Below are 26,364 nucleotides of genomic sequence, written 5' to 3'. Positions count from 1 at the left end.
TTTATAGCACAAAACTGGACAAGTTAGAGAGGAGAGGATAGAACAATTGCGACAAATCATTACCAAACGTTGCTTTACGCACCTTTATCTGTTTGGCAAACGCAGCAGCAGTAATGCCGCTGTAACGCTTAAATTCCCGGTTTATATGAGATTGATCCGCATAACCGAGTTCATGAGCCAGGCCAGCAACATTTAATTCCGGATCGCCCCACAATCTATCACGGGTTTGCTCAAATCGCATTAATCCGGAAACGTCTTTCACGGTGCGCCCTGATGAGGCTTTAAATTTACGCTCCAGCGTTCGAACCGTCGAATGAGCCGCTTCCGCAACGGCTGCAATTGGTAAAGCGCCATTGCCCTTCACCATTGCTTTACCAGCTTTGACTAGTAAGGGCTTGCCGTTTGATGCCGTGTAGCGTATTAGAAACCAGTCTTGCACCAAATTTAATACCTCACTAATCTTATCTTGTTCAAGCAATATACTCAGCTCCTTTTGCAGCGACGCGATAGGATGTGTTGCCTTGGTAACTACGCCTGCTGGAAGAGTAGGCAAATCAAGCAATTTATATACTGCTCAAGGGTAGCATTTAACACCAATGATCTGCAAACGGTTTTTCGCCCGGAAATGAACAGTCCGGTCCAGAAGTCCAACAATAAAGGGTGAAGACATTGTTTCTTGAATATCATTATAGTGCAGGGCCACGTCGCCTGCAAAATAAAAAATGATCTCTGCATTGACGTCCGGGAGTACTTCAAAGTCAGATGGTTTGCTACCAAAGTCTTTTTCCAAATACCAAAACCTATGAATTTGATCTTTTAGCTTTTCATGAGATCTTATTTGCAAATATTGCATTATTAATTTGCGATATACTAAACAATGCTTAAAGATATATTATGCATAAACAAATGTGTATGACTTGCAAGTTATAAAATTAACAACAGTGGATTATGCACCTATTAAGACTCGAAAAAATCAACATTGATCTATGCCGGTGCATACTCTAAAAATTGTTAAATACCCACAAAAATTTAAAATCACTAAATTGCGATTTTACTGACTTTATGTCGCAGAGAAATTAACAAGATGAGAATACAGCAATTATTTATACTTCTTTTATGGTTTGCCCTGACTTCGAATTTGGCTACAACCGGGCCTGTACCAAAAGGTTACACAAGCGTAGCAGATTTTGGAGCAACCGGTAACGGAAAAGACGCAACCAAAGCGATTCAGGCAGCAACTAACAGCGGCAAAGCGATCTACTTTCCTCCCGGGAAATACCTCGTTTCAAAACCCATCAGTCACTTGGGCAAGGTAATTTGGAAGGGTGCAGGCAGGCAATCTATTATTTATGGCGATGGTATTATTTTAAATGTTATTAAAGGTACTAACTCCGTTATAGCAAGTTTACATTTCCAAAATATTACGGCGCCAATAATTATTGGGCGCAGTACCGGTAACTTAAGGAAGATCATATTACATAAAAAAGCAAACACTGGTGGTTATCAGCCTACTGTAAATGATACAGACATTTGGAATAGCCTGACAGAAAAAGAAAAAAAGCAAGATGTAGGTCCGAAAATTAGCTTTTCAGGTAAAGCTACCGGCATTTTAGTAGATCACATAACAGGCAATTTCGTTTCAATATTTATAAATGATGCATCCTATTCTACGATAAGTTTTTGCGATATAATAGGCGGGAAAAACAGTGTAGGTGCAATAGCTTTTAGTAATTTAAACGGGCAAGACGGTATTGGAAATGTAGCAAAAAACAACAAGGTAAAATACGCAAGCTTTAACGGAATTGTTTTTCTTGCCAATCATGATGGTTATATTCAAAACAATGTAACTGAACATTGCGGAGAGTCTGGCGTAAAATTATATCAGGGAGATATTGGAGGCTTAAACGCCCGCAATTACAAAATTCATATATTAAATAATGTTTCGAGATACAATTTTTATGACGGGTTTGATTTAACTACAGATAACCCGAGAACTGGCACCCGAAATACCGGACATACGATAAAAGGGAATTTATCAGAGTATAATAAGCAAACAGGTTTTTATTTGGACGGAAGGGGTAACTTATTCAGCGGCAATAAAGCTCAATATAATGCAGGATCGGGTATAGCTGCATTTGTTTTCGGCAACAAAATACAGCAAAATATTTTTTATAATAACAATTTAAATAATACACCCACCGGCGTTCACGAAATGGTTATTGACGGCGATAGTAATTTTTTGACAAGTAATACTATAACAAGGGATAAGCCATTAAATGGATATGCAATCTATGCAACAGGCTCAAACACGATAAGTAATAACAGCGCCAAAGGCACAACTTTTTTCTTTGGAGTTGAAGGGGCTGTAAAGGCAATTTTATCTCAAAACACAAATTTGTAAGACCAATATCTTCTAAACTGAATTTTAAGGAGCGGATGCCGCCTTAAGCCTAACTGGCAATTTCATAAGTCAACTTTTAAAAAAAGCAGACTTGTGTTTATAAAGTTTGTAAATAACGGGTTGCTAACTGCTGATAAGTTTTAAGCTAATGCAAAAAGTACTAATATTTTGTTGAGGTATTTGCTTTTACACCTGTGTTATAATCACACAAAGGCCACTATATGTTTTGCCAGTTATTATTCCTCACCAACTTATAGATAGATCAAATTATCTTTGTTATTATAAAGCTGGCTATTTAATATTATGGCGTAAAATATGTTTTTAGCGATACCACTCACACATATCCTCTTTGATAGTAAATTTACTTTATGAAATGGATCACTCGTGAACGCCCCAAGATCGATCGTATCGCCTGTCCATGGTTGATCAAACGCTTTGTCGATAAAGATGCGGATATCATTTATGTGCCTTACAACGAAGTGATAGTCCAAGCAAAAGCCACCGGCGCCATTCCGTTTGATCTGCCCGGTGTCGAGTATTCCCATTACAATGACCAATGCACATTTGACTACATCATAAAAAAACATCAGCTCAAAGATCCGGCCCTGTTCCGTATCGCCGCTATTGTACGCGGCGCAGATACGGACCGGCATGATTTCGCACCGCAGGCAGCCGGCCTGGAAGCTGTTTTTCGGGGTTAGCTCACGATATAACAGACGACCGGGAATTATTGAGGTTAGGCATGATCATTTATGACGGCTTGTACAATTGGGCTACCCACTTGTTCAAAAAGAAACATGCTCAAGACGGGCCGGTTGAGCAATTACTGTTACAGGTGTATCATCAATATCTTAAACAGGCAAAAGGTAAAAAAGTGCCGGAGTGGGCTCAAACATTGAAAGAAATGATCCAAGACCAACTGGACACGAATATATTCCTGAGTCTGCAACAAGCCTCAGAAGAGCTGGAGGTAAACCCGGCCTATTTGTCACGGGAGTTCTCCAAATATTTTGATAACCTGAGCTTCGGTGATTATATGCGCAAGCTTCGTATCGAAAAGCGCAAGGCCTTATTAAGCACTCGGGCCACAGTTTAACAGAGATCGGTTACCTGACGGGATTTTCTGACCAAAGCCATTTTAACCGGATCTTCAAAAAGGTAACCGGTCATAGTCCATCTGCCTACAAAAAGTCGCTCAAAAAGTAAAATTCAGACCAATGGTTAAATAGATACAATTTTGGTACAGGAATCATTGATAGCCTTGCATTATTAAATACAAGCGTTAATCATGAAAACTACTTTACTTACCTTATTCTCCCTTATCATTTTGGTCAGCAGCTATGGCCAAACACCGACGCAGACCTACCCTAAAGTGGCTGGTTATGTGGGTATCCTACATCCCATCGGCACATGGAGCAGCGCCGGAACCGACACGAACTTTGGCGACCACTACGTACTAGGCATGCCAACCGGTATAAATATCTGGAAAAGCGCTAAGATCGGCTTCTCGGCAGAATTTGTGCCCTTTATCCGGGCGGAGAACGGCAACAGCAAAATGGCCAATTTCATATTCCATCCAGGCGTTCTGGTAGCCTAAGGCAAGGGCTGGATACTTGCTGGTCGCGCAGCATTTGAAACCTCCGGCAGGTACGGACTTACGCCAGTTTTAATTAAACCGTGATCAAGGGCAAGTCTAGCAGCCTTTTCGCGGCAGTGCCCTTACCGTTACGCTTCGGCAATAATAGACCTACTTCGTTCACCATAGGCTTCCAATTCGGTATTGCATTCTGATCATAGTAAAAACTTATTCATTAAAACAGCTCACGCTCTATTTTTTAAAGCTTCGCGCTCTGGGCTTCGGCGGGCCGGTGGCCTGCTGGGTTATATGAACCGCGATTTAGTAGAAAAAAAGCAGTGGCTGACTGAAGAGGAATATAAGGACGATCAATTTGTTGATGCGGTCGCTGTTGCCATGATCACGTCCGTTCCGATGGTGATCACCACCGGCTTTGTTGGTTACCTGTCAACGGTTTCCTGGTGCAAGTGTAGCGGCAGCAGCGACTTTCCTTCCCTGTTTCTTGTTCAAGGTATCGCTTGCGCCATCATTCAAGAAGATGACAAAAATGTCAGCATCAAAGCTTTTGTTAAGGACATTACTGAAGAAGCGATGGGTGCGCTGGTGGGCTCGGTAATTATTATCGCTACCCGCTCAATCATAGATTTTCCAACGGCGTTGATCTTGATAGGAAGCGCGATGGCGCTGATTTACTTGAAGAAAGTACAGGACCTTACCTAATCGCCACTGATGTGACCATTCGCATGCTGGTCAAGGCTTAACAACGAATTATAATTCTTTGTTAATAGGATAAATATTTAATTTGGGCATATTATCATATCAACCTTGACATTCAGGGCAATTATCACAATCACACCGGCTCCATGCGTAAAAGATTTAATCGCCTTATCCTTATCATATTTATTTGCGGACTGACGTGGGCAATGTTAAGCGATCGGCTAATCACGAGCTGGGGACAAGGTTACCCGGATTGGCAGGTGGAGGTTGTGCGCACGATAAATGATGTAAGCTGGTTCAGTGTCGTCCTGATGATCCTTTACAGGCAGGTGACGCTGCAGCAAAGCGCCCTGATCAATTCTGAAGCACAATACCGTGATTTGTTTGCTGCCAATCCTAACCCGATGTGGATCTATAGCATCAAAACTTTACGCTTTGTCATGGTCAACGATGCCTGTTTGGATAAATACGGATACAGTGAGGATGAATTCCTGAACATGTCCATCTTTAATATTCGTCCTGAAGCCGAACATGCACGTTTAAAAGAAATCCTCAAAGATCCGCGCCAGGGCATCAGGCAGGCGGGTATATGGCGTCATGTTAAGGCAGATGGCAAGGAGATCAGCATGGCCGTAACAAGCCATCCGCTTGGATTTAATGGCGAGCCATGTAAGCTTGTAATGGCTACGGATGTTACGGAAGTTTTGGATAAAGAAGCACGCTTACAAACATTAAATGACACTTTGCTTCGGATCGCTTGGTCTCATTCGCATGAATTACGAAAACCACTATGCTCGATCTTAGGCATGTTGCCTTTACTAAGTTCGCCCGAAACGAAAGAAGAACAGGGTAATTTGCTGCATATGCTTGAGGCCTGTGCGTACGAACTTGATGATTCCCTTATCCGTAATTCAAAGGTGATTGAGCAATTGAGTAAGGATAACGGGTAGCTTGTTCTTTCTTTTCCGCGTAGAATAAACGACCTCTATTTATTATTTATATTGCAATTTTCAGATCATTTAATGCAATACTGTTTGCCAAATGCACTAATATACCCACAGCGGTAGGCTCATATCGATTGATTTGCCTAAGCCCCTTTCTAGGCTCATATATTTATACTAATTATTATTGCATCAACGGCTATGATCGACCCTATTATCTAATCAACTCTCCAGATAGACCTAGAATATATAGTAAGACTCGGCCTTTCGAGGCGGAAATCCTGTCAAAGGCGTTCGCCTTCGCGCATACTTGCGTGCTTGTAGTGATAGCTTCCAATAATTTTTATTTTTTTGCCCCATAATCTGGGGGTAAATGGCGACCCGCAGTTGGAAGAAATGGAGACGTTCGCTAATCAGGGCATTACCGCAGTAGCACACATTTGTTTAATTTAATTTTCTTTCACTGAGACGTGGAAGGGCGAAATAAATGTATAGTAATATAATAGGTATAATACTAAGCGATACATTCCAAAAACAAATGATTAAGGCAACCAAGTGCAGTGCTGGAGCAATTGCATATTCTTTAGTCAGAAGTTCTATTAGCCTTGAATCGGCATCTTCGAACAGTTCTTTATTTTTGACTGCGTACCACCAGACGCAGTTGTACAGCAATGTCATCAACAGTAACGTGAAATGATAGATTAATGCTGCCGCTTTTTCATCGGGTTTGCCTACGTGTCTGGCCAATAAGCCTGTGCTAAAGGACATCAGCGTAACAAACATTAAGAACAAGACATTCAAGAGAAGCAAGTATTGGTCAGTTTGCCGGATATAAATAAACATGTTGTGATGGTTGGACCAGGCAATACATATAAACAGGAAAGATGCGGCAAATGCAGCATAATGAGGCCATAGTTTAATAATTTCTTGCAGCAAACCTGTTTCGCTTTCCGGTTTAGGCAATTCCGTAGCAAGCAACGTTGCCGCGATCGCTAAAACAGCGTCACTAAAATACTCAAGCCTGTCAGTTGGTCGATGATTATGCATAAGAAAGTTCTAAAAACAATGTATGGGTTATTGAAATTGAATAGGTATAAAAGAATACTATTGAAGTGCTTGCTAGGATCGTCGCTATTAATATCATACAGGACAGGAAAGCCTGCATCCTTAACTAACAGGCTTTCCTAATTCCAACCACAGCTATTTTGAGAATTATGCGGTTACTACCTCCCGTTCTTCTGATTGTTTTTTAGTGGCACCTTGCTTACCCGGTTTCAAGATCACCTTCGTCCATCCTTTGTCACGGGCATCAAAATGCTGGTAACCAGTTGGCGCTTCATCCAATGAAAGCTCATGAGAAATAATGACGGATGGTTTGGCTTTGCCTGAAGAAATCAAACCGCAAAGCTGACGGTTATAGGCTTTGACGTTTGCCTGTCCTGTTGCTATACTTTGACCCTTTAACCAGAAATTACCAAAGTCGAAATCCATGTGGCCTTGTTTTGCAAGAGGGTCTGCGGCTTTTGGGTCGGGTGCAACATACACACCTACTACACCAATGGAGCCTGTGAACTTAACCGCCTGCACTAGTTCGTTCATGGTGATATTATTATGTTCGTGCCCGTGTTTATCGCAACACTGGTAACCAACGCATTCGCAGCCTCTGTCAGCTCCAACACCATCCGTCAATTCAAGGACTTGGTCAACTGCTGGTGCTTTTGAAAAGTCGATAGGTATGGCACCCAATTCTTCGGCTAATTTCAGCCTGTCCGGATGGTCATCTACTACCATAATTTTGTTAGCACCTTTTATGCCCGCTGAGATCGTTGCCATCAAGCCCACCGGCCCGGCTCCATATATAACCACGTTATCCCCGGGCTTAACGCCCGCCAACTGGGTTGCATGAAAACCGGTAGGGAAAATATCAGATAGCAGTACATAATCATTTTCCTTCTCTTGAGCATCTTCGGGCAGTTTTAAGCAGTTAAAGTCAGCAAATGGTACCCGCAGGTATTCGGCCTGCCCTCCGTTGTAAGGTCCCATTCCGGCAAAGCCGTAAGCAGCACCTGCAAACCCAGGGTTCATGGTCAAACAAAAGGCAGTAAGCCCACTTTCGCAGTTCTTACAATGACCGCAACTAATATTAAAAGGCATACACACCATATCACCTACTTTGATGTTAACCACTGCGTTGCCTACTTCTATAACCTCTCCGAGATTTTCATGGCCGAAAATGCGTCCTTCTTCCATGTCGGTTCGACCTTCGTACATATGCAGGTCCGAACCACAGATATTAGTGGTTGTGATCTTCACCAATACGTCGGTGGGTTGTTCGATCTTTGGGTCGGGCACCTCTGAGACCCTCACGTCCTTTGGCCCATAATAAACTAATGCTTTCATAAAAATTTAATTAAGTGAATAATAATTGTCTCTGGTTGACAAGGCTTAAAGACAAATTGATCTATCCGGCAGGAGCAAATACCGAACGCATGTTATTGTTGGTTTTTTCTTTAAACATCATATATCCTTCTTGCCCCATATCTAATGACAGTTTATGGGTTAGTAAATAGGCGGGATCCACCTCTCCTCTGGCCACTATATCCAGCAATTTGGGAATGTACCGCTGCCCGAACTGCTGGCCCATGCGGAACGTTAAGCCTTTGTTCATGGCCGCACCCATCGGGAACTTATCGACGAACCCACCGTATACACCTATCACAGACACCGTTCCGCCTTTACGGCAAGCCATAATTGCTTGGCGGAGCACAGCAGGCCGGTCGTTTTGCAGCCTGGCATATTGCTTGGCATAGTCATATATTTTTTCGATTCCTGTGCTGTTGGCTTCCATACCCACGCAATCAATACAACGGTCAGGGCCACGGCCGCCAGTCATGTCTTTCAAGGCCTGCAATACATCAACTTCCCTAAAATTTAGAACTTCTACCTTGGCCCTTAAAAGGGCTTGTTCCAGTCTATAAGGATACTGATCTATGGCGATCACCCGGCCGGCTCCCAATAGCCAGGCACTATGCATGGCCATCAGGCCAACGCCGCCTGCACCCCATACCACCACGGTGTCGCCCGGCTCTATTCCCGCGAAGTCGGCCGCCATGTATCCTGTTGGGAATGCGTCAGAAGTAAATAAAGCAGACTCGTTACTTACACCTTCAGGCACCTTAAAACAAGTATTTTCAGCAAAAGGTATACGGGTGTACTCGGCATGGCTACCGGCATATCCGCCTAGAGCATGAGAGTAACCAAATATTCCTGCTACCGGATAGCCATATGCTTTCTCGGTCCATTCGGGTTCGGCGTTGGAGTTATCACACAAGGAGTATTCCTCGCGCTGACAGAACTCACAGCCCCCGCAGGATAAAACAGAGCAAACCACAACTCGGTCGCCCTTCTTCAGTTTTTTCACTTCCGGGCCTACTTCAACAATTTCGCCCATAAATTCATGCCCGATGATATCACCGGCGCGCATAGCGGGTATGTAACCACCTAGCAAATGCAGATCAGAGCCGCATACCGACGATAAAAAGACACGCACAATGGCATCCCGAGGATTAAGAATAGTTGGATCCGGCACAGTTTCCGTACTCACCTTATTGATCCCTTCCCAGCAAATCGCTTTCATAAGTAATCTATTAAATAAAAAAAATGGGTTTAGTAGTTCTCGTCTTTACGGCCAGAGGTTTGACCGATGATGGTTGGGATTTCTCCTGCTTCTAGCAGGCGCTTAAAACGGCGCAAATCTTGTTTAACCAGCTCTTTAAATGCCGGGTTAAGTAACTTGGCCGCCAGTTCACCGGCAATTCCTAAAGGCGGGTGATAGGAAATGGTCGCTTGCACAACGGTACCCAGGTTTGCCTGAGCATCCGTAAATATTACTTCACCAGAATTTTCAACTTCAGAGCCGGGCAGGGAGCGCCAGCTGATGCGGCTATTTTTTTCCTCCTGCTCGATCTCAGCATCCCATGCTATGGTCGTCAGCTTTTCTTTAGTGACAATATTCCGCGGAACTTTGGCCACCCAGTGTGAGCGCTTGCCGCCCGTCTGCTTCACCTCTTCGAGGTACGCCATAAATTTGGGCAGGTTTTCAAGCTGACGCCAAAATTGATAGACTTCATTACGGGGCTTAAGTATCGTCACGCTTGAGGTGACCTCAAAGCCCGCAGCACCGGAATGCGCTGTATCTATTTGTAATGCCTTGTTAATTGCGCAAAAACCGGAGACTCCGCGTAACACCAGGTAAGCGCCTGCAGTAGTCAGACTTTTTCCGACAGCGGTGTCTTTCTTGGTCCAGCCGTGATAGGCTAGTGCCGCACCGCCTAAGAGCGATATCACCCTACCAGCGGTTCCCACATTGGTAAGGTGTTTCCCAGCTTCCTGTGTTTGAGGATTCTTAGCGTCTGATGGTGCAGACGTTTTTGTTGAATTAGCCATAATAAAAAATTAATAATGAAAAATTTATATCGGTGTACAGTATGACTTTTCCCTATTAAAGGGGTCAGCGATCATAGAAAACCTAAAATTATCGGCCTAATAACGGAAGGATAAAAAGCTTAAATAGCCCGGTCGATGAGTAGCGTAAATTAAGTCGCGTTACAACTTATATGTTTATAACTCGAGATATTTCGTATTGTTTAATATTTTTTCAAATAGTGAAAATTAATTAAGTGGAATACTTGGGCGCCGTATTTAAGTAAAAGTTTGGCTACCCTTTTTTATACTACTCACATAAGAAGTTTTAGAAGGCAATCTCGCAAGGTGAATTGAATGCCTTTGCCACTATCAAAGAATTACGATCTACTTTGTCGACACTGGCGGTTAAATGACACTTTGTATTGTAGGGGAGGTGAGAGAGAAGTTTGAACCATCATTATTTTGTACTACTATCAGTTATTTATGATTTGATAAATTCAGTAGTTTCTTATCGTATCACGCTTTGTACCACTGGCGATGTTACCGAATTTACCTGCTCTGCGACTTTCTTGATTGTCTGACTTGAATCATTGGTCAATATTTTTAATAGTTTGAAATCGACCTCATCCAGTTGCACCATAGCATAAATTACTTTTAAGAGACGCGAAAGGATCTCTAAACCGCATAATAATTCAACAAAGGCTCAATTAAAGGTAATTTTATTCGAAATTAAGCCTTCAACCTAGCTTTAATAACTGTTTATATAACTTTGGCGAGAGTTTAAAACTTGGGTTCTTTATATATTTCAACAATTGGTAAAGGTTTTACTTAGCGGTGAATTAATAGGGAATCGTGTGCAAATCACGAGCTGTCGCGCAACTGTAAGTAACACAATTAAGGTTTTACCCATTATGGTCACTGTGCAAACGGGAAGGCCGGTAAAAATCGTTACAAGCCAGGATACCTGCCTTTACTAAATTGACGATACTTCCGCGTAAAGAGGTTATTGGTCAGATTGTACAACAAAAGGTGCAAACCCTAGTGGGTTAGCTGTGCCTGTATGTGCACATATCTCATTCCCCTTCTTTTCCTGTAGTATCCGGAATAATCAAGAACTTTTCGATGATCATGACCCATTTTACATGGTATCGATCATATCAGAGGATTAGAAATTACTAAAAGAAATACATGGAAAATACACAACATACCATCAATAATGATTTTGTGTTCACCTTAAAGAGCACTTGCTTAGATGAAAACTATCACCCCGCGAGTGAAACGCGCCTGACCACCAATTTTGCCAATTTAGCCAGAGGAGCTAATCGCCAGCAAAACCTGCGTAATGCCTTGAACATGATCAATAATCGATTCAATGCATTAGCTCATTGGGATAACCCAAAAGCTGATCGTTATTCGGTTGAACTCGAGATTATTACTGTAACAATGCATATCGACGACAAAAATGGCAGCAACGATCTGCCGTTGATCGAAGTTTTAAAGACGAATATTTTTGACCGTAAGACCAACCAGCGTATCGACGGTGTCGCCGGAAACAACTTTTCTTCTTACGTCCGTGATTATGATTTCAGTATTTTATTGCCCGAGTACAATAAAAACAAATCTCAATTTTCTGTTCCTGAAAATTTTGGTGAACTACATGGAAAGCTTTATCAATGCTTTGTGAGTTCAGACACTTACAAAGAGTACTTTAAGATGTCGCCGATCATTTGTTTAAGTGTATCGAGCAATAAAACTTATACGCGCACGGAGTATCAGCATCCGGTACTGGGATTTGAATACCTGCAGGATCAGTACTCACTTACTGACCAATATTTCGCTAAAATGGGCTTAAAAGTCCGTTTTTTCATGCCTCCGGGCAGTGTTGCGCCCATGGCTTTTTATCATTCCGGAGACCTGCTTGCCGATTATACTGATCTTGCACTGATCAGCTCGATCAGCACGATGGAGACTTTCCAAAAGATCTATCGTCCTGAAATTTACAATGCCAATTCAGTGGCTGCGAAAATCTATCAGCCTAGTCTTCAATACGAAGATTATTCACTTACCCGAGTTGTTTATGACCGCGAAGAGCGCAGTCGGCTGGCGGTGGAACAGGGCAAATATGCGCAAGAGCATTTCATCAAGCCCTACCAAAGCGTATTGAATGAGTGGTCTGCCAATTTTGCGATTTAATTATACAACCATACACTTTCAAATTATTTTATGATAAAAAGATCATTACCCACGTCCATTGTGGGAAGTTTACCCAAACCTGCCTGGCTGGCACCACCCGAAAAGTTATGGTCACCCTGGAAACTCGAAGGCGAGCAGTTATTGGAGGGCAAACAGGACGCTTTGCGCATCTCTTTGCAGGAACAGCAACTGGCAGGCGTGGATATTATTAGTGATGGCGAGCAAACACGTCAGCATTTCGTAACCACGTTTATTGAACATTTAAGCGGTGTAGATTTCGAAAATCGTAAAGTAGTTAGGATACGTAACCGTTATGATGCGAGTGTTCCGGTTGTTGTTGGTGAGGTGGCGCGGCAAAAAGCTGTTTTTGTAGAAGATGCAAGGTTTTTACGTAAGCAGACAACTCAGCCTATCAAATGGGCATTACCGGGGCCAATGACTATGGTGGATACCTTATACGATGCCCATTACAAAAGCCGCGAAAAACTTGCCTGGGAATTTGCGAAAGTACTTAATGAAGAAGCGCGAGAACTGCAAGATGCGGGGGTAGATATTATCCAGTTTGATGAGCCTGCCTTTAATGTTTTTTTTGATGAAGTTAATGATTGGGGAATGGCCGCTTTAGAAAAAGCCATTGAAGGTTTACAATGTGAAACTGCCGTACACATTTGCTACGGTTATGGCATACAAGCCAATAATGATTGGAAAAAGACACTGGGTGCGGAGTGGCGTCAATACGAGGAGATCTTTCCTAAAATTCGGAATTCTAATATTGACATAATTTCATTAGAATGCCATAACTCAAATGTGCCTCTAGATTTGATCGAACTTGTTCGCGGGAAGAAAGTAATGGTCGGCGCCATTGATGTGGCATCAAACGAGATCGAAACACCCGAAGAAGTAGCAGACACCCTGCGTAAAACGCTCGCATTTGTTGATATAGAAAACCTTTACCCAAGCACGAATTGTGGTATGGCTCCTTTATCCCGAACTGTAGCAAGAGGTAAGTTAAGTGCATTAAGCGCAGGCGCTGAAATTATACGTAAAGAATTAGCGGTTTAATTTTGGACGAGATGATCTCAAAATATTTAGGAATGCATTATTACATGGTATTGCTTTCATTGCGTCATTTTATTTTTTGATTGATTTTTGAAAGACTTAATAGAGTTACGATTGTATGCGAGTTTTGGTAGGTAATGAAAAAGAAAAAGCCCTTTAATCTTTCAATTAAAGGACTTTTAACACTTTTAAATACTTCTGGCGGAGAGTTAAGGAATAATTAATTTTATATAAATATACTCTAAATCAAGGCCTTATTTATCTTAGACTTGCCTAGGTCGCCAATAGGTCACATGCCAGATTATTCAATAAATGCTAATGCTTATACAGTAAATATATGAAAATTTCTTTGGTTTCCACCAATTCCGGAAGTCCTTACGCAGTGACAAAAATTCGTCCCGTAAAATCTGCGGATGAAGAGCGTTTATGTTTTTGGAATTAAAGAGCGTCGGGAATAATTTTTGAAATGCTGACTTTGATGTATGCTTCACTATCCCTTCTAAGCATAAGTTTACGAAAGCTGGATTTAAATTGTTCAATCGTAAAGCTTTTGGAGTTATGCAAGCGGTTAATTGCTTGATGACGCTTGAATGGGGCTTACTTTATCCTAATTTATTGTCAATGAGCAACGTTAGATGTCTTATGAGAGCGCATGATAGAGTGCCAGACTATTGCCTGATCAACCAAGGCGTCACACCTCTCGGCCCGTAATAGTTAGATGTGCTTAATGAGGTAGTTATACGTACCGCTGAAAACTCGTAGGCATCAACATATAATATCTTGCCGTCAGCGGAGAGCACGCCATAATATGGAATACTGGTAATTTTGTTCGCCGTCACTAGTGGGTTAACGCCCCAGAATGTGATACGTGAGCCATCCTGCTTGAATTTTTCGGAAAAGTTTAGCGCCGGATCAAATGCGATGAGGATAAACTCACCGTTTTGCTTATAATTGGTTACACCTCTTTCCAGGAAGTATGTTACGTTCACATCCGGGAACCAACCGGGATGCTCCGGCTGTGCCCAAACGCCAACAACGCTGGGGGCATCTTTGGGGAACAGCTTCATATCCACCATAGAGATAATAGGTGAAGAGCCACCTGTGATGGTTTTCTTATCGGCAGAGATCCTATACACCTGCGGTGAGTTGTATTGTTCATCCCCCGGCAGATCAAAAAGTATCGTGACGTAAGTGAACCCCTGATCGTCTTCTTCTACTTTTGTTATTTTGCCATTCACATCACCCCGGCGCCATACGCTGAGCGTCAGGTGTGACCATGCCGTGACGCTGTCCTTCGCCCCAAATCGTAACGACAGCGGCCTGGGAAAATAATGATTGCCAACGTTCGCTATGCCGGTGTATTCTGTGTTTGAAAAGCTGTAAAGCCCTTTTGTGTCTTTATCCGGATCTTTTTGCGCTTTATCTTTTTTACAACCTGCACCTAACATAACTAAGTGCAATACTGATACGGCGATCAGCAGGTTAATTGCTTTTTTCATAGTGATATTTTATGATTTACACTTCTTTACTTCACATCAATGATGGTGGCCTGCCGCGCAATGATCTTCCAGCCGGCCTTTTCTTTTAGCCAGACGTTGGTGTAACGGCGCGTCACTTTCTTCCCGGCATTATCCGTTGCTTTTTCAGGCTCATTTTCTTCGTAACCCATGGCTACTGCCACCGGGCCGGTGATCGTGACCTTTTCAATTATACGGTTGAATGTTGTGTAAGAAATCTTGCCTTCTTTCATCAGCTGTCGTATTTGCGCAACATTCACGACCATATTCGCAGGGTTATTTACCACAAAGCCAGGCGACCATAGCTTTTTTAAGGTGATGGTATCGCCGCTGATGGTGGCCTGTGCTTCCAGTTGATCTAACCTGCGAATCTCGTTCTCGACGGTGCTTTGAGCCATGGAGCATTTCATAGAGAGTAACAGCGAAATGGTTAAAATGCTTACTTTTATGATCGTCATCGATTTAAATTATTTACTATTAACCGGGAATAAGTTCTCGTCCACCTCCGTGCCCTGGCCGGCCACGCGGCACCAGTTACCGGAGGTTTTATGGTACACTTCCAGACGGCGGACCTTGATATTCAGGTCGCGGCCATCAACCATAATATTTACATTGATCAGCAGGTTGACCACTGCGGTGGTGCCATCATAGATCCGGATAAACTCATTGCCGGGTACCGGCCTGACAGACTTAAACACCAGCTTTTCTTTTTTCTGCGCTTCTATCCATTGCTGATGAGTGAAAGAAATGTCGCCTTTTGGTCCAACTGCGATCATATCCGCGCAGTCAATGTTTGTGCCGGGTCCCTGACTGCGCAGAAGTTGCCGGATCTCCTGGCGCTCCTTTGGATAGCTCGTCGTATCGGTCTGCGCGAACGCACCAAGCGATAAACAGGTCAAAAAAACTAAGGTGAATGATACTTTCATAGTGATGTTTTTTATTCAAATCTACCGGCATTGGTCATACAAAATTTGGAAAGTAGCCCGACGTAGCTATTCCGAAAACATAAACTTGGTCTTTGCCCATCAGATCATTTCGTCGACGACAAAATGATCTGATGGGCTGCTTAGTTGCGTTTGTCGAATAAGTGAGCGCTGTTAATAGGCTTTGATAGCCGATATGTATCTTAGTATGATAATTCAGTTCAATGCAGCAGATACCATTCATATATTCCAACAGCGCGAAATGGCGAATATCGCGGCACCTCAGTTTTTGGCTGCTTTGGTTCCTGTTCCAGCTTTTGCTGTACTCGTTCTCGCCGTCACCTGCCTTGCAGCAACAACCCTTTCTGCACCGCTTGATCATCACATCACCGGAAAGTTTGATGTATTTGATCCCTAGTATATTTTTGGCTTATATGCTTATGTATTTGGTCATTCCAACGCTGGTGTTGCCTGGAAAATATGCTTGGGCTACATTTAGCGCAATCGTACTCGTGTTTCTAACAGCTGCTCTTTCAGCGGCCTTGTCTATGACCGTGATCGACCACCTACGTCATTTAAATGCAGATAGGATATCGCCTGTTGTGGCCCGCGAGCCTCATCCGGCACTTTATGTACAATTTGGCGTGGCCATGCTGGCCGGCTTGCGGGGAAGTATCACGGTTGGCGGCGTAGCCGCTGCCATTAAGCTGATGAAGTGCTTTTATGAAAGGCAGCAGACCGCACTGATGCTGGAGAAGGAGAAAGCAAATGCTGAGCTGCAAATGCTAAAAGCCCAATTGCACCCGCATTTTCTATTTAACACGCTTAATAACATTTATTCGTTCACACAGGAAGTATCCGAAAAGGCATCTGGGATGATCATGGGCCTTTCTCACCTACTTCGCTATATACTGTATGATTGCAGTAAGCCATTCGTTCCGCTTGACAAAGAGCTAAAAATGATACGGGATTATTTCGCGCTGGAATCAGCACGTTATGATCATGGTCTAGATCTATCCGTGCAGATGCCAAAAGCAACTGATCATTTCATCGCACCACTAATGCTTTTACCATTTATCGAGAATGCCTTTAAACACGGTGCAAGCCAGGTAACTGAGCATCCCTGGATAAGTCTTACTATTCTTGTAAACAACGATGAACTGTCGATGAAATTGATCAATGGCAAACCCATAATTAGTAAAAACACAATCCCTGGGATCGGGATCGCCAATGTGCGCAAACGCCTGGCACTTTTGTACCCGGGTCAGCATGAACTTGTGATCAATGATGAAGAAGAAATGTATATTGTAAATTTGAGGATCGCGCTGGCAACAGTTTCGGCAGATGTAGTGAAAACTATTTATCATGGAACCCATCAGGAAATATAACTGCCTCATTGTTGACGATGAACCCCCTGCAAGGGAGTTGTTGCGACGTTATGTCGCTCAGCTACCGATGCTTACCCTCATCGGCGAATGTGGTAACGCAGTGCAGTCCATTAGCCTACTCAAACAACACCATGTCGATCTGATGTTTCTGGATATTCAGATGCCACAGATTTCAGGACTGGATCTGATCGGCACACTGGTTAATCCGCCAAAGATTATCCTGACGACCGCTTTTGAACAGTATGCGGTCAAGGCCTTTGAACTGGATGTCACGGATTACCTGGTCAAGCCTGTGCGTTTCGACCGTTTCCTGAAAGCGGTCTTTAAAGCGCTACCTGAGCAGGATATTAGGAACGAAACGCAAATGCCGGTTAACAGCCAGCATGCTGGCGATCCAGCTTTCCTTTATTTCCGGGCCGACCGAAAAATGGTAAAGGTTATGCTCGGTGATATTTTATACATTGAGAGCTTGAAAGATTACGTCAAGATAAATACGAAGAAAGGCCCGGTCATCACCAAGTACGCGATCACTTCCCTTGAGGCCATGCTTCCGTCATCTGCATTCATAAGGGTTCATCGGTCCTATATGGTAGCGCTCGACAAGATCGATTCTTACACCCAGGAAGAGATACATATTTTAAGCAACGTTATACCTATTGGTAAGCTTTACCGGATGCAGGTGTTGAACGTGTTGACAGAAGCGAATGGTTGAACTATTATGAATTTTGATAGACAGGCCACACTGCTCGCAAAAGTATACGCAAATTATCGAAAATATCAGGTGTACTCGTTTACAATAATTAAAAGTAAAAGCAAATGGACAAAAGACTAAGAAGATCGGAAAAAGCCTATCCAAATCAGACTTGGCTATTTTATGTAATGATGTTAGAACTATTCGAAATAGCTGACCCAATGAATCATAAATCAATCGAACCAACTGGTCTGCTTGAGAGCCTAATAATAGCAAGATTAAGATCATTCTCGAGCTTCCTAAATTTAACTATTTCAAAATTATTAATTAAAGGATATGATAAGCCTTACAATTGTTTAAAGGTGAATAGTTTTTAACAATAAATAAAGACAATTTGTATTTAATATCGCAACAAAATGTAATTGCAAAATATTAAATCACCGAACACAAATTTGCCACTTTATATACGAGTAATGGTAATAATTGAATTATACCTTGCCATTTATTCTATTCAAATCATTTAAGCCAGTTCTTACAGCATATAGAATGGTGTCAATATCAAATGGTTTGATAATTATATGCGAAAAGCTTGATTTATCAATACACATAGCGATATCCCTGTGTGCAGTCGTGAGTATTACTGGAATGTTTTGAGTCGCCAAGTTGGATTTTAATGCGTTACTTATACTAAGGCCGTTTTGGCCCTTCAAGAGGTAATCTGTTAGAACAAGATCAGGTTGTGACTCGTGCACACTCTTAATAATGTCTGTTGTTCCCTCTATACCGAATACTTTGTAGCCATCGGATTCCAATATAAGTTTAATGGTATCCATATTATCCCGGTCATCCTCAATTACCAATATCTTCTTCATCAGGAAATTTTCAATTACGACTCGTATTATTGCTATATCGTTCTACAAACAACGATTATTATATTTATAATCGCGTTATAAGAAGTAACCAAATATATCCTAATAGTTATCAAGCTAGTTCTAGTAGCTACAGTTGATGCCAATTTTGTGAAACGGTGTGTAAAGCAGCAACACGACCAATATTGTCACTTACTTTTTGGCATGGATTTTATAAAACTATTAAACTTGCATTGTACGAATTGATTTAACGCACAATTACGTTTTTTAGGTACTGCTGCCCCCTTAGTTAGAGTGGTGCCAAAAGGATAACGATCTCACTTGATAATCGTATCGACCGACGCTTTGCTATATAGAAAACGTAAATCAGCTTCACTCAAGAGCTCATGCATTCAATATCCGTTGGTATAAATCAATCTACAAGCTGGCTTACTGAATTGCCAACGCAGTTGGTGGCTGTGCTTATTCATAGTTAAAGTGAAGTTAATTGCTCCCAAATAATGTCGAAGACGTCTACTGCTGCTATATGGGCCTTATCGATTTTGTTATCAGTTACAATTATAGGTTTATATTCGTTTTTGACATTCACCCTTCCGTGCGACCCCTTAATTAGTATTGCATCTAAAGGAATAACGTCCATAACATACCTGAGTCCAGTTTTTTTTCTAAGCAATTTATATCCGGCTCGTAATTTGGAATTCATAAACATTTCCACGGGGTCATATCCCGGTTTCTTATGAATGTCAACAACACGCGCATAATCGGGAGCTTTCGTATCCTCTAACCAAAAGTAATAGGTAAACCAACTGTTTTCGTTCGCCACTATAATTAGGTCCCCTGCACGTTCATGGCAAATATGATGGACAGCTTGCTGTTCCCGGTCAAGCACCATTTCTACGCCTGCAACAGTTTTTAATAATGCCTTTACGTTTTCAGTTATGGTTTGGTCGTTAATGTATATATGTGCTATTTGATGGTCAGCGACAGCAAAAGCCTTTGAAGCGCCAGGGTCAAGCAATTCTAATCCTCTTTCAACTCTAATATTTAGGAAACCATGTTGCCTAAGCAATCTATTAATATGAATAGGGTTGTTTACAGGAGCTATTCCGTATTCTGATAGTAAAATAATTTTAGCGTTTTTTCTTTCGTAAAACGTAATCAATTTTTTCAGTAGCGAATCTATCTCGCGTAGTTCTCTGGCTATTTTTTTAATGTTAGGGCCATGCCTTTGCAGACAGTAATCTAAATGCGGAAGGTATACAAGGCTAAGTGTAGGATTATATAGATCGTCACTTAGCATAGACGCATCACTTATCCATTGGCTTGATCTAATATTGGCACCAGGCCCCCAAAATTGGAATAGTGGAAATTGTCCTAATCTTTCCTGCAATAAATCCCGAAGTTCTGCAGGATGCGAGTAACAGTCTGGCATCTTGCGGCCATCAGCTAAGTAATTCGGGCGCGGTGTTACCGAATAATCTGCAGTTGAATACATATTATACCACCAAAACATAATTGAACAGGTAAAGGAAGGATCAGCATTTTTTGCTTTATCCCAAATCTTGTCACCAGACACCAGTTTATTGGATTGTTTCCAGAACTTAACTTCGCTGTCTACCTTGTCGTACCAACCATTGCCAACGATACCAGTTTCTGAAGGATATTTCCCGGTCACATATGCTGACTGAACTGAAGTTGTTAACGCAGGTAGCAGTGGCTCAATTTGCTTTAGGCATTTGCTCCTTATATAATCATTCAAAAAAGGTGTATGTTCACCAATAACGGACGTAGATAATCCTACAATATTGATAACAACTGTTTTATTCATATGCTGAAATGTTAACTAAATTGAGATTTAACCCATTGAAGTTCGCGAATAACAGACTGATCTAGCGGAGCTTTCAGTGCTTCCGGTAAAACGCCCCAGGTGTAAGTTTCCACCTCCAAGTGATTGGTAAACGGTTTTTCACGCTGGATACTTAATACAGTCTTGATATCCTCCTGCGTTGATTGCAATAAACCAAAATCTTCTAAAAATATTGGCACATGGAAATGGGCCCGCCATTCTAGTGCATCAGTGTCCTTTTCAAGCGCTAAAGGCAAATCTGCATACCTTTGGAGACCGCCATCTGATTGCCTTGCAATTACCTGGTGAAGGTACGTTGGCTCATCAAACTCTTGGAACGCTGCATGTATGGAGTTTCTGGTTGACGCCGTATTATTAAATATGGCTTTTAAAGCCGCACTGATCTGTATTTTACCAACTTTTATGCCTCTGTCATTTAACTCCTCAATGATCGTTTGATGCGGTTCATATCCTATCGCGAAATGACAAATATCGTAACAAAGGTTGATATGCCTTTTAACAATAGTTGATGCGTCTGTTTCGGTAATATTGAAGTGACTTTTCAACATGCCGATGCCTAAAGGCAATAAATCTTTTTCAAACCATTCTATAAACTCCCTGCCGGTTTCAAGTAGTCCATCGGGCTCAGGCTCTATATCAAGATGCAAAAGTTTGCCTGTGTTAATATGAATCTCGTATAACTCAACAAGCACCTTAATAATATTTACGGTAGCAGCTTGTTTAGCTTTAGCTGATTTATCTTCATTGTCAAACCAGTATTTGTAGCTTAATGGCGACGTTGAAATACCGCCATCTATGCCATCTGGCAGCAGTTGCCCCAGTATTTTAAATAGTCTCGACGTGTAAGCTATTCTTTCCAGTGTTGTCCAATCCGGCGCATGGACCTGATCTTTTACTACCACATTGTGAAAACCGCCATACGGAAACCCGTTCATGGTGAACACGTAAGCATTATTAGCCTGAAGCCAGGATTTAAATTCATTAAGGTTGGTTTCCTGAAGTAACTCGACACTGGCGATGTTAGATAGACGTAGCCCAATACCCATGAACGTATTTGGACACAAATGACTTTTAATTTCTGAGAAGCTATGCTTTAAGGCAAAGAAGTGATCCGTCCAGGTTTCCCCCGGATAGATATTTGTACAGTAGGTGAGGTGCCCGTTCAATACTTCCATATGATTAATAGAGTTTTCTTTCTTCTATAAGATTTAACCTTTCAGCGGATATGCTTAACATGGAAATATCGATTTCATGTACTTCTTCACCACAACCAATACCATTTAACAACGTAATGGTCAACAGTCCGCCAAGATGCTCTCTAAATTCCATCAGGCCAGCAACAAGGGGGCTCTGTTCATTGCTTATAAATAACATTTTATGTGTTAGTTGAAATCCCAAGGTTTGCAGTGTTGTTATAATTCTTTCAGTTTCGGCTGTTGATAATCGACCAGAAACATTAGAGTAAATTGTATCAAGAGCGATTCCTATTGCTACGGCCTCGCCGTGACGCATTTCGAAGTTGCTTAGGTATTCCAGTTTATGAGCGCTCCAATGTCCAAAATCCAATGGGCGCGATGACCCGCTCTCAAAAGGATCAGCTCCACCAATATGTTCTAAGTGTAATGCTGCACATTTCCATATCAAGTATTTCATGGCCGGCATATCTCGCTTAGCCAATAATATCGAGTGGGCTTCAATCCATTCAAAGAAAGCGGAATCTTTAAGCAAAGCTACTTTTACGGCTTCTGCTATACCAGAAAGCCAATCACGATCGCTGAGTGTTTTTAAAAATATTTCATCGTTAAACACAGCGGCAGGGGGAGAGAAGGTTCCTAAAAAGTTTTTTTTGGAGAAATAATTCACTCCATTTTTTACACCTATACCGGAATCATTCTGAGAAAGTACAGTTGACGGAATCCGAATATGCTTAATTCCCCGATGTGCTATCGCTGCTGCGTAACCCACCATATCTAATAATGCGCCGCCTCCAAGTGCCGCAATGTAGGAGTGACGATCAATTGAGAAGGTGTCAACAGCTTTAAGAACCTGGTTGACGTAGATCTCATCAATCTTAACAATCTCTCCGCCTGGAACTATCAAAAAGTGTGGGACAAGATCAACTGTATTATACTGTTTAAAATAACTTTCGATCTGCTTCACCAGAGTGGCATTTTTTTCGACGACTCCCTTGTCTAATACAAAAAGTATTTTGCTGACAGGTGCAGAGGGCTTTTTTTGAATTAATAAAAAATCGTTTAGCAGTGTATTGCTTAAGTCAAATAAATTTTCTGTGAAGAAAACCTGGTATTCATATTTAATTGTAAAGGATTGAGAGAGCTGATTCATGTATGTAAGAAAGTGTTCACAATTAGGTGACCGCGAAAGTTTTTGCCAGCCATAATGACCCTGGTAACAAACAAAGTATTAAGATTGCGGCGTAAATGTTACCAAATGTTGCGGCCCATGCAGCGTCCATAAGTATCAGTGATAACACACCGGCTTTTACAGCAGCCCCAATATTTTTCCCGACAGGATTTTTTATTGCTTTGGATAGCGGTTTAAAAATCATCCAAAGAAAGGGAATCAATAATGTAGAAGTGCAAAGCAGTGTATGATTAAAATAGGAAAAGGTTACTATGAAAGTCGTAACAATTATGTATAGAATTGCAGCAATATACAAGTTAGACTTATTTCCGCCATGTACTTCCCCACGGCTGACCATGGTTATGGAAAAAATGTAGATGAGTGGGACGATTGCCAAAGTGTAATATTGGAATAGTGCCAACGGTATGATGGAAACGCCCAAAAGTAAATTTAACCCACGACAAATGCCCATATTTAACGGTCCAAAAAAGGCGTGGCGCTTACCTGCTTTGTCATAAATAAGAGCGGCAGCAGCAATCAATAACGCTAATAACATTGATAATAGACTTTGCAAACCTGCGAATGCAATACCGCCACCTAAGAGTAGGCTACCTGTAAGAATTGCTTGCTTTAAACTAATCAAGCCGCTTGGAATTGCGCGTTCTGGCCTTTCAATCCTATCAAGATTCACATCAAATACATCGTTGAATACGATACCTCCCGCATATAAACAGGCAGTTGAGCAACATAGCAAACAAATTCCGGTGACATTGTTTTTAGTACTTTCGTTCGTAAAGGCTCCGGCTATTACCACCCCCGCGACCACATCTGCAACGGATGTCACTACGTTGGCGGGGCGTACTATTGTTAAGTAACTCAGTGCTTTTTTCAAATTATTAACGAATAATAATAGATGATTTGTTAATACGGGGTTGCTGTCCTCCGCGCAATATACTGTTTCCTTCAAACTTAATACTTTGATCTATGCCGGAAGTAAAATCAGACTCATCAATTTGTCCGCTTTGCGCAAAAGCGGTAATGGCATTTTGGTACGTTACTAACCGGATATCATCGACGCTTATACCTTGCTGTTTCATTAAAGCCGCAGTTTTGGGGACAGCCAGCGGATCACTGATGCCCCAATCTGCGGCCGAATTGATCATGATTCGTTCAGGACCGAATTGCTTGGTTATTTCGACCATACGCTGATTACCCATTTTTGTGAAAGGATAAATCGTAAAAGCCGCCCAAAAGCCCTTGTTTAATACATCTTTTACCGTTTCTTCGTTATTATGATCCACGATAACCATCGTCGGATCAATGCCATGTTCAATAGCAATATCCATACTGCGTTGCGTGCCGCGTTTTTTATCACGATGTGGCGTATGAATCTGAACTGGTAAATTAGCCTCTTTTGCCAGTTCAAGTTGTAATCGATAATATTTTTCTTCTAAAGGGGTTTGGTCGTCAAATCCGATTTCGCCAATACCAACCACGCCATCTTTGTACATAAATAAAGGCAAAACCTCCATTACCTGCTCGGCTAGGGCTTCATTATTGGCCTCCCGTGAATTTAAGCCTATAGTGCAGTAGTGCTTTATACCAAATTGTGAGGACCGAAACCTTTCCCAGCCAACCAGGCTACTGAAATAATCTTTAAAGCTATCCACGCCTGTACGTGGTTGTCCAAGCCAAAATGAGGGCTCTATTAATGCAACTATTCCCGCATCGGCCATTGCCTGATAGTCATCCGTCGTTCTCGACGTCATGTGGACATGCGGATCAAAAAAACTCATGCCGGTTATCAGATTCAATTCAAATGACTCGTCAGGCTTTTGATCGGTTGATTTATTGTTTTCTAAAGTATGATTGCAGCACATTTTATATCTATAGTTAATACTGTCTATGTATTTAATTATTAAGTCAACCTATCAATTTTTAGGATCAGTGAAGCTTTCTATCAGCTCATGCAGCCCGTGTGGTATTTCCCTACCGGCCGCTCGCCGTTCTTGAGCGTAGTCGATCAGCATGCGAACGAGTTCGGGGTTAGCCCTGTTTTTTAAGCCATAAATTAAATCGACCCGCTTCGATGTAAAAAAAGCTTTCAGTACCATCTGATTCCACGAAGACTCATCCAGGTTTTCTGCTGGATATGGATTTCCATACATTATCGCTTCAAGTACTGGATCCAGATTACTTCTTATGCCTTCTATACAACGTTTTACCCAATACTTCGGTATGGGAAGTAAGGGTATTGCACTATAAAGGGCGATCTGTTCATTCATTTCTGCGGTAGCAAAGAGACTTTCAATAATTTTCAGACTATCCTTATCATTTGCGAGGCAAAATCTCATTAGAAGTTGAACTCGCCCAAGACGGTCCGCTGTCCAATTATTCAAACTTAGGCCATTTCGCAGTACACGGAGGTCATTAAGTTGGTCAGCACTTAGCGTTAGGTTTCTTCTACCTGTTTTACGGGGCATCGAAGCAAAAGCGGTATCAAAAGCATCTGCCCTAACATTCTTGTCATTGTTTAACCAGATGTACGCATCATGTGGAATGTTGGCTTTTAGAATTTGTGACAATAATGCTATAAATCTATCTGATTTAAATTCAGTAATCATTAAATAGTAGCTATGAAATAATTTATTATCAATGCTCCACTGATAATAAGTAACCCAAAAAATTCCCTGGCTTTTTCGATGTAAAGCTTATTGGCTTGCATGCTTTCTATCAAACTGGGTTTTTTATAAATAACAATCCAATCTCTTACACCGTCCTTTTGAAAGAAAAGTAGTACAGCGTAAATGAGATAAAACAGTATTAGTAAGATGTAAATTGCAGGATATAATTTGTGAAAAGCCGCCAATCCACAACATATAGCTGCGCTCAAGTATATTGGCACCCATAAGTACCAATCATTATCGTTCAAATTAACATAAGCGAAGCCAAGGAACGCAAGTGTAAACAATATATTAAGTATAATCAATAACATGTCGAAATCGTTGAGATAATAAATATAAGATAATTTGCGACATAATCAAGTGCGTTATTCCATTTTAGTACAGGATTATGACTTTTCCGAAGATGCGACGTAGTAAATCGCGTAAATATTAAATCGTTAGCAGACATCGCAATTATACACCTATTTTGGTTTATTAACGCGTTATTACCTCAGTGCAAAAACCAGTGCCATATCCATATGAGTTTGAAAAAGGGTCAGGTAAGATCGGCATTAATTTACCAATACTTATTGATGCTTACAAATCTAGGCGTTTATCGTGTAAATGTTTCGTTATGCAATTGGCCGATATGGTGCTTAGAAGCCGGTTCACCTGCAAACCACTTACTTCAAACAAATCTCTATTGTAACGAAATTATAGCAAGTTTAAGGCACCAAACAGATACTGCTCTATTTTAAATCGACGTATTG

At 41.6% G+C, this 26,364-nt stretch carries 31 protein-coding genes and 1 riboswitch; of the genes, 13 read left to right on the top strand and 18 right to left on the bottom strand.

Annotation, left to right across the window (positions count from 1 at the left end; translation table 11 throughout):
* Position 1: 1 nt before the first annotated feature.
* Together FPZ43_RS19430 and FPZ43_RS19425 are read right to left on the bottom strand one after the other, a co-directional pair.
* Complete coding sequence (locus tag FPZ43_RS19430) at positions 2-553, bottom strand: helix-turn-helix domain-containing protein (RefSeq protein ID WP_222430967.1); 552 nt, start codon at positions 551-553, stop codon at positions 2-4.
* Positions 554-574: 21 nt separating this feature from the next.
* Positions 575-853, bottom strand: coding sequence for a DUF6597 domain-containing transcriptional factor (locus FPZ43_RS19425; protein WP_315897963.1), 279 nt, complete (start codon positions 851-853; stop codon positions 575-577).
* A 231-nt stretch (positions 854-1,084) separates the two neighbouring features.
* Between FPZ43_RS19425 and FPZ43_RS11565 the strand changes: the two genes are divergently transcribed.
* The 7 genes from FPZ43_RS11565 to FPZ43_RS11545 all read left to right on the top strand — a co-directional run bounded on the left by FPZ43_RS11565 (position 1,085) and on the right by FPZ43_RS11545 (position 5,644).
* Positions 1,085-2,401, top strand: a complete 1,317-nt coding sequence (locus FPZ43_RS11565) for a tail spike protein (protein WP_146382083.1) — start codon at positions 1,085-1,087, stop codon at positions 2,399-2,401.
* 368 nt (positions 2,402-2,769) lie between these two features.
* The gene (locus FPZ43_RS19550; protein WP_261381065.1) at positions 2,770-3,102 is read left to right on the top strand and encodes a chromate resistance protein; all 333 of its coding nucleotides are present in this window, start codon (positions 2,770-2,772) and stop codon (positions 3,100-3,102) included.
* A 41-nt stretch (positions 3,103-3,143) separates the two neighbouring features.
* Positions 3,144-3,497: a helix-turn-helix transcriptional regulator gene (locus FPZ43_RS19545; RefSeq protein WP_261381064.1), complete on the top strand. Its 354-nt coding sequence runs from the start codon at positions 3,144-3,146 to the stop codon at positions 3,495-3,497.
* A complete protein-coding gene (locus FPZ43_RS19540; RefSeq protein ID WP_315897965.1) occupies positions 3,473-3,607 on the top strand; it encodes a helix-turn-helix domain-containing protein in 135 nt (44 codons plus the stop codon). Before FPZ43_RS19545 ends, FPZ43_RS19540 begins: the two co-directional genes overlap by 25 nt.
* 82 nt (positions 3,608-3,689) lie before the next feature.
* A complete protein-coding gene (locus FPZ43_RS19420) occupies positions 3,690-3,998 on the top strand; it encodes a hypothetical protein (protein ID WP_222430965.1) in 309 nt (102 codons plus the stop codon).
* Positions 3,999-4,181: 183 nt separating this feature from the next.
* Positions 4,182-4,697: a chromate transporter gene (locus tag FPZ43_RS11550; protein ID WP_146382082.1), complete on the top strand. Its 516-nt coding sequence runs from the start codon at positions 4,182-4,184 to the stop codon at positions 4,695-4,697.
* Between the two features lie 203 nt (positions 4,698-4,900).
* Positions 4,901-5,644 (top strand): PAS domain S-box protein, encoded by a 744-nt coding sequence (locus FPZ43_RS11545; protein WP_186461824.1) that lies wholly within the window; start codon positions 4,901-4,903, stop codon positions 5,642-5,644.
* A 435-nt stretch (positions 5,645-6,079) separates the two neighbouring features.
* On the opposite strand, the gene FPZ43_RS11540 is transcribed toward FPZ43_RS11545, so the two are convergent.
* The 5 genes from FPZ43_RS11540 to FPZ43_RS19735 form a co-directional block, all read right to left on the bottom strand.
* Positions 6,080-6,682, bottom strand: a complete 603-nt coding sequence (locus FPZ43_RS11540; RefSeq protein WP_146382080.1) for a TMEM175 family protein — start codon at positions 6,680-6,682, stop codon at positions 6,080-6,082.
* A gap of 165 nt (positions 6,683-6,847) precedes the next feature.
* A complete protein-coding gene (locus tag FPZ43_RS11535; RefSeq protein WP_146382079.1) occupies positions 6,848-8,035 on the bottom strand; it encodes a glutathione-independent formaldehyde dehydrogenase in 1,188 nt (395 codons plus the stop codon).
* A gap of 61 nt (positions 8,036-8,096) precedes the next feature.
* Positions 8,097-9,272 (bottom strand): zinc-dependent alcohol dehydrogenase, encoded by a 1,176-nt coding sequence (locus tag FPZ43_RS11530; protein ID WP_146382078.1) that lies wholly within the window; start codon positions 9,270-9,272, stop codon positions 8,097-8,099.
* A 29-nt stretch (positions 9,273-9,301) separates the two neighbouring features.
* On the bottom strand, positions 9,302-10,081 hold the full coding sequence (locus FPZ43_RS11525; RefSeq protein WP_146382077.1) for an SRPBCC family protein: 780 nt from the start codon (positions 10,079-10,081) through the stop codon (positions 9,302-9,304).
* A gap of 487 nt (positions 10,082-10,568) precedes the next feature.
* A complete protein-coding gene (locus tag FPZ43_RS19735) occupies positions 10,569-10,700 on the bottom strand; it encodes an AsnC family transcriptional regulator (protein WP_391563975.1) in 132 nt (43 codons plus the stop codon).
* 162 nt (positions 10,701-10,862) lie between these two features.
* Positions 10,863-11,046: riboswitch (cobalamin riboswitch) on the top strand.
* A gap of 202 nt (positions 11,047-11,248) precedes the next feature.
* On the opposite strand from FPZ43_RS19735, the gene FPZ43_RS11520 reads away from it, so the two are divergent.
* Both FPZ43_RS11520 and FPZ43_RS11515 read left to right on the top strand, forming a co-directional pair.
* Positions 11,249-12,253, top strand: coding sequence for a DUF1852 domain-containing protein (locus FPZ43_RS11520; protein WP_146382076.1), 1,005 nt, complete (start codon positions 11,249-11,251; stop codon positions 12,251-12,253).
* A gap of 30 nt (positions 12,254-12,283) precedes the next feature.
* Positions 12,284-13,315, top strand: a complete 1,032-nt coding sequence (locus FPZ43_RS11515) for a methionine synthase (RefSeq protein WP_222430964.1) — start codon at positions 12,284-12,286, stop codon at positions 13,313-13,315.
* Between the two features lie 665 nt (positions 13,316-13,980).
* Here FPZ43_RS11515 and FPZ43_RS11510 read toward each other — a convergent pair.
* Genes FPZ43_RS11510 through FPZ43_RS11500 form a run of 3 tightly spaced genes read right to left on the bottom strand, consistent with a single transcriptional unit; the run spans position 13,981 to position 15,755 of the window.
* Complete coding sequence (locus FPZ43_RS11510; protein WP_146382075.1) at positions 13,981-14,811, bottom strand: hypothetical protein; 831 nt, start codon at positions 14,809-14,811, stop codon at positions 13,981-13,983.
* A 26-nt stretch (positions 14,812-14,837) separates the two neighbouring features.
* The gene (locus tag FPZ43_RS11505; RefSeq protein ID WP_146382074.1) at positions 14,838-15,287 is read right to left on the bottom strand and encodes a nuclear transport factor 2 family protein; all 450 of its coding nucleotides are present in this window, start codon (positions 15,285-15,287) and stop codon (positions 14,838-14,840) included.
* A 9-nt stretch (positions 15,288-15,296) separates the two neighbouring features.
* Complete coding sequence (locus FPZ43_RS11500) at positions 15,297-15,755, bottom strand: DUF4440 domain-containing protein (protein ID WP_146382073.1); 459 nt, start codon at positions 15,753-15,755, stop codon at positions 15,297-15,299.
* Between the two features lie 205 nt (positions 15,756-15,960).
* Between FPZ43_RS11500 and FPZ43_RS11495 the strand changes: the two genes are divergently transcribed.
* From FPZ43_RS11495 to FPZ43_RS11480, 4 genes are all read left to right on the top strand, one after another.
* Positions 15,961-16,170, top strand: coding sequence for a hypothetical protein (locus FPZ43_RS11495; protein ID WP_146382072.1), 210 nt, complete (start codon positions 15,961-15,963; stop codon positions 16,168-16,170).
* A 130-nt stretch (positions 16,171-16,300) separates the two neighbouring features.
* A complete protein-coding gene (locus tag FPZ43_RS11490) occupies positions 16,301-17,140 on the top strand; it encodes a sensor histidine kinase (protein ID WP_261381062.1) in 840 nt (279 codons plus the stop codon).
* Positions 17,118-17,852 (top strand): LytR/AlgR family response regulator transcription factor, encoded by a 735-nt coding sequence (locus FPZ43_RS11485; RefSeq protein WP_146382071.1) that lies wholly within the window; start codon positions 17,118-17,120, stop codon positions 17,850-17,852. The genes FPZ43_RS11490 and FPZ43_RS11485 overlap by 23 nt, the downstream gene beginning before the upstream one ends.
* A 104-nt stretch (positions 17,853-17,956) precedes the next feature.
* The gene (locus tag FPZ43_RS11480) at positions 17,957-18,208 is read left to right on the top strand and encodes a hypothetical protein (RefSeq protein WP_146382070.1); all 252 of its coding nucleotides are present in this window, start codon (positions 17,957-17,959) and stop codon (positions 18,206-18,208) included.
* Positions 18,209-18,319: 111 nt separating this feature from the next.
* On the opposite strand, the gene FPZ43_RS11475 is transcribed toward FPZ43_RS11480, so the two are convergent.
* The 8 genes from FPZ43_RS11475 to FPZ43_RS11440 form a co-directional block, all read right to left on the bottom strand.
* Positions 18,320-18,703 carry a response regulator gene (locus tag FPZ43_RS11475; RefSeq protein WP_146382069.1) on the bottom strand — a complete coding sequence of 128 codons (384 nt, stop codon included), beginning with the start codon at positions 18,701-18,703 and terminating at the stop codon, positions 18,320-18,322.
* Between the two features lie 469 nt (positions 18,704-19,172).
* A complete protein-coding gene (locus FPZ43_RS11470; RefSeq protein WP_146382068.1) occupies positions 19,173-20,528 on the bottom strand; it encodes an alkaline phosphatase family protein in 1,356 nt (451 codons plus the stop codon).
* A gap of 11 nt (positions 20,529-20,539) precedes the next feature.
* Entirely contained in the window at positions 20,540-21,742 is a 1,203-nt protein-coding gene (gene eboE / locus FPZ43_RS11465; RefSeq protein ID WP_146382067.1) for a metabolite traffic protein EboE, read from the bottom strand.
* A 4-nt stretch (positions 21,743-21,746) separates the two neighbouring features.
* A complete protein-coding gene (locus FPZ43_RS11460) occupies positions 21,747-22,913 on the bottom strand; it encodes a 3-dehydroquinate synthase (RefSeq protein WP_146382066.1) in 1,167 nt (388 codons plus the stop codon).
* A 22-nt stretch (positions 22,914-22,935) separates the two neighbouring features.
* Positions 22,936-23,823 carry a UbiA-like protein EboC gene (gene eboC / locus FPZ43_RS11455; RefSeq protein ID WP_146382065.1) on the bottom strand — a complete coding sequence of 296 codons (888 nt, stop codon included), beginning with the start codon at positions 23,821-23,823 and terminating at the stop codon, positions 22,936-22,938.
* A 4-nt stretch (positions 23,824-23,827) separates the two neighbouring features.
* Positions 23,828-24,727: a TatD family hydrolase gene (locus FPZ43_RS11450; protein WP_261381060.1), complete on the bottom strand. Its 900-nt coding sequence runs from the start codon at positions 24,725-24,727 to the stop codon at positions 23,828-23,830.
* 135 nt (positions 24,728-24,862) lie between these two features.
* Positions 24,863-25,555 carry an EboA domain-containing protein gene (locus FPZ43_RS11445; RefSeq protein WP_146382063.1) on the bottom strand — a complete coding sequence of 231 codons (693 nt, stop codon included), beginning with the start codon at positions 25,553-25,555 and terminating at the stop codon, positions 24,863-24,865.
* The gene (locus FPZ43_RS11440) at positions 25,555-25,926 is read right to left on the bottom strand and encodes a transmembrane 220 family protein (protein WP_146382062.1); all 372 of its coding nucleotides are present in this window, start codon (positions 25,924-25,926) and stop codon (positions 25,555-25,557) included. Before FPZ43_RS11440 ends, FPZ43_RS11445 begins: the two co-directional genes overlap by 1 nt.
* Positions 25,927-26,364: the final 438 nt, after the last annotated feature.

It is taken from the genome of Mucilaginibacter pallidiroseus (genome assembly GCF_007846085.1).
GTDB lineage: Bacteria > Bacteroidota > Bacteroidia > Sphingobacteriales > Sphingobacteriaceae > Mucilaginibacter > Mucilaginibacter pallidiroseus.
This window is presented reverse-complemented; position numbering and strand designations above follow the sequence as displayed.